At 69.3% G+C, this 3605-nt stretch carries 4 protein-coding genes; 2 read left to right on the top strand and 2 right to left on the bottom strand.

Going from position 1 to position 3605, the window contains the following annotated elements:
• Positions 1-677, top strand: a 677-nt coding sequence (locus HUK84_RS12510; protein WP_281362806.1) for an SAM-dependent methyltransferase, incomplete at its 5' end; no start/stop codon positions are given.
• On the opposite strand, the gene HUK84_RS12505 is transcribed toward HUK84_RS12510, so the two are convergent.
• Positions 660-974, bottom strand: a complete 315-nt coding sequence (locus tag HUK84_RS12505; RefSeq protein ID WP_176640588.1) for a hypothetical protein — start codon at positions 972-974, stop codon at positions 660-662. The two genes, HUK84_RS12510 and HUK84_RS12505, sit on opposite strands and share 18 nt — an antisense overlap.
• 160 nt (positions 975-1134) lie before the next feature.
• On the opposite strand from HUK84_RS12505, the gene HUK84_RS12500 reads away from it, so the two are divergent.
• Complete coding sequence (locus tag HUK84_RS12500) at positions 1135-1656, top strand: thioredoxin family protein (RefSeq protein WP_176640587.1); 522 nt, start codon at positions 1135-1137, stop codon at positions 1654-1656.
• Between the two features lie 57 nt (positions 1657-1713).
• Here HUK84_RS12500 and HUK84_RS12495 read toward each other — a convergent pair whose 3' ends face one another.
• A complete protein-coding gene (locus HUK84_RS12495) occupies positions 1714-3402 on the bottom strand; it encodes a M3 family oligoendopeptidase (protein WP_176640586.1) in 1689 nt (562 codons plus the stop codon).
• Positions 3403-3605: the final 203 nt, after the last annotated feature.

The raw sequence follows: 3605 nt of genomic DNA, 5'->3' as shown, positions 1-3605 counted from the left end.
AGCTGGTCTTTCCCGCGGCCGCGCCGGGCGGGCATCTGGGGGCGTGGACCTTGCTGGCACCGGACCGGATGCTGCTGTCGGCGCGCAAATCCTCGCCCTTCGTGAACGGGGCGGCGCAGTTCGTCGAGGACCGGGAGGGGCCACCCTCGCGCGCCTATCTGAAATTATGGGAGGCCTGTGCCCGGCTGGGGCGCTGGCCGGTGCCGGGCGAACGCTGCGTCGATCTGGGCGCGGCGCCGGGGGGATGGACCTGGGTGGTGGCACGATGCGGTGCCGAGATCGTCGCGGTGGACCGCGCCGAACTGGCCCCGGAGGTGGCTGCGATGCCGGGGGTACGGTCCCTGCGGGGCAGCGCGTTCGGGATCGCGCCCGAGGAACTGGGGCCGGTGGATTGGCTGTTTTCGGATATCATCGCCTATCCGCCGCGTCTGCTGGCGCTGGCACGGCGATGGATCGCGGCGGGGATGGCGCGGCGGATCGTGCTGACCATCAAGTTCCAGGGCGAGACCGATCATGAGACCGCCGAGGCCTTTGCCGCGATCCCGGGCGGATCGGTGCGGCATCTGTGGCACAACAAGCACGAGCTGACATTTTTTTGGGACCGGGACGCGGCGGGGGATGCAGGGGCGGGTTCGGCCGCGGGCGGCGCGTCGCCGGGATCAGGTCCCGGTCCGTAATCCCGCGCGGCGGGCGCGGAGCCGGTCCACCGCCCATTCGCCGGCCTGGACGAGGGGGAGGGCCACCAGGAAGCAGGCGACGGTGACGCCCATCAGGATCAGCCGCTCGCGCTGCAGGGCGTCGGATGCGCCGGCCAGGCTGTACAGGGCGCTCCACAGGCGGGTGCCGGCAATGTGATCGACCCAGTGCGCGACCGTGGCGCTGTAGCGCAGGCTGGCCATCAGGCCGGCCGTCAGCGCGACCAGGGCGGCGGTCTTGGCCAAGGTGCGGGTGATGCTGGGCGGGGACTCTGTCATCCGGGGGCGGTTCCTTCTGTCCTGATGTCCTGTCGGCGGAGTTGTATGGCGGATGACGCCTGTGGTCCATCTTGACGGGATATTATCGCTCGTTCATTCCCGCCGTTATCATGCTCTATTTGCATTTTCTGCCCTTTCTGATCGATGGACCCGGAACATCATGAAACTGCGCCGTCTGCTTTCCGCCGCAATCCTGCCCGCCATGCTGCTGGGCGTGCTGTCCACGCCCGCTCTGGCGGAACTGCCGCCGACGCCGAAGGTGGGGCACGCGGTGCCGCACCCCGTCGCCGCACCCTATGGCCCGCCGGAGGGCGCCCAGGCGCAGGTCGATGAGGCGTTCGCCAGGGCGCGGGCGTCGGGCAGGAACGTGCTGATCGATTTCGGCGGGAACTGGTGCCCCGATTGCCGCATGCTGGCGGGTGTTCTGGCGCTGCCGACCGTGGCCCCCTGGGTGGCCGCGAGCTTCGAGCGGGTGAACGTCAATGTCGGGCATATCGACACCAATCTGGACATCGCGCAGAAATATGGCGTGACGATCAAGGCGGTGCCGACCGTACTGATCGTTACCCCCAAGGGGCAGGTGCTGAATCCGGACGGGGCGCTGGCGCTGGGCGATGCGCGGCGCATGTCGGCCCAGGCGGTGGTCGACCTGCTGGCCGGTTGGGACACGCGGGGGCACTGAAGCCCCCGCCATTCATTTCCGCGTCGTCACGCCGCGTCATCCGGCCCGCCGGTCGCCTCAGCGCATCTGCAGGTAATTTTCCGCCTCGGCCACGATATCGGTCAGGGTGCCCGGGGCGAACGGGCTTTCGAGCCCGGCGGCGGCCAGCAATCCGGTAAAGGGCTGGGCGCCCCCCAGCGCGCAGAGGTCGGTGTAGGTCGCCATCGTGCCGTGCCGGTCCTTGCGGGCGCGCAGCCAGAACTGCATCGCGCAGCACAGGGCCAGCGCATAGTCGATGTAATAGAAGGGCGAGCGGTAGATATGGCCCTGGGCCTGCCACCGGCCGCCCTTGGCCGGCCATGCCAGGTCGCCCCAATCGCGCCAGGGCATGTAGAGCCGTTCGAGCTGCAGCCAGGTCGCGTGCCGATCCTGGGGCGACATGTCCGGGCGGGCATAGACCTCATGCTGGAAATGATCGACGCAGGCCCCGTAGGGCAGGAAGGCCAGGGCGCCGATCAGGTGGGCGCGGCGGAACCGTTCGGCCGCGCCGTCCTCGACCATCAGGTCGATATGGGGCCAGGTGAGGAATTCCAGCGCCATGGAATTGATCTCGGCGGCATCCATGGTCGGCCAGAGCAGGTCGATCCCGGGCAGGTCGCGGCTTTTCCAGTTCTGGTAGGCGTGGCCCATTTCGTGCGTGAAGACGGCGATGTCGTGCGGCGTGCCGTTGAAATTGGCGAAGATGAACGGCATGCCGATGCTGGGGAAGGCGGTGCAGAACCCGCCCCCGGCCTTGCCCGGGCGGTTCTGCAGGTCGAGATAGCCGCCCTGGACCATCCCGGCATAGAACGGACCCAGATCGCCGCCCATGCGGTCGAACATGGTCCGGGCGCGTTCGAGCAGCAGGTCGTGGCCGCCGGCCGGACGGGGGTTGCCCAGCGGGTCGATCAGCGGCTCGTCCCATGCGCGAAGCCGGTCCCAGTTCATGGTCAGGCGGCGATTTTCCATGATGGCCGCGACCAGGGGGACCACATGGGCGCGGATTTCGTCGCGGAAGCGCGCGACGTCCTGGGGGCCGTAATCGACCCGGCGCATCCGGCGATAGCCCAGCGCCACGTAATTGTCATAGCCGAGTGTCCTGGCCATGCCGTCGCGGACGTGGACCAGGCGGTCATAGAGCGTGTCCAACTGCGCGCCATGGCCGGCGAAGACGTCCCAGCGCGCGCGTTCCGCCTGGTGGCGGACGGTGCGGTCGAGATCCTCGGCGAACGGGGCGAGGCCGGAGAGATTGACCGTGCGGTCGCCGATCGTCACCCGGGCGGCGGCCAGCAGGGCGGTATAGTCGGCGGCCAGGCGGGATTCTTCCTCGAGCGCCGGGCGCAGGCGCGTATCGAAGGTGGTGATGTCGGTTTCCCACAGCCGGACGGTATGGGTGCCCACGGCATGCAGCAGCCCGGCGCGGTTGGGATCGTCCAGCAGGCGGCGCTTGATGCCGACCTCGTGCTCGGTTACCAGGGGGGTCAGGCCGTCGGCCAGTTCGCGGTCGGCGCGGGCCTGGGTCGAGCCGGTGTCCTGCGCGAAGCGGAGCGCCACCATGGACGCCCAGCTTTCGTAGGCGCGGCGTTCGGTATCGAACAGCGCCAGCGCGCCGTCGCGCTGACCGGCATCGAGCAGGGCGTTCACCGCGCCGAAGGCCCGGGCCAGGCTTTCGGCGGTGGGGGCAGGGAAAGCGAGATCTTTGAACGGGATGCAGAATGGGATAGGCATGGGCGGATCATCGCACCGGCGATGCGGGCCGTCCATCGTTCCGTGTCAGCCCGGGTCAGCCCGCGCCGGCCAATTGCCGGTGGGCGGCGGCGGCGAGGGAGAAGGAATGCAGCCGGGCCGCGTGGTCGTGGATGGCGCCGACCAGCATCAGCTCATCGGGGCGGTGGCGGGCGATGAAGCGCGCGAGGCCCGCACGCAGCGTC

This window comes from Nguyenibacter vanlangensis, from assembly GCF_013376155.1.
GTDB classification, from domain to species: domain Bacteria; phylum Pseudomonadota; class Alphaproteobacteria; order Acetobacterales; family Acetobacteraceae; genus Gluconacetobacter; species Gluconacetobacter vanlangensis.
This window is presented reverse-complemented; position numbering and strand designations above follow the sequence as displayed.

Coding starts and splice junctions, on each gene's coding strand:
- HUK84_RS12505 (WP_176640588.1), bottom strand. CDS start 974: ATGACAGAGTCCCCGCCCAGCATCACCCGCACCTTGGCCAAGACCGCC.
- HUK84_RS12500 (WP_176640587.1), top strand. CDS start 1,135: ATGAAACTGCGCCGTCTGCTTTCCGCCGCAATCCTGCCCGCCATGCTG.
- HUK84_RS12495 (WP_176640586.1), bottom strand. CDS start 3,402: ATGCCTATCCCATTCTGCATCCCGTTCAAAGATCTCGCTTTCCCTGCC.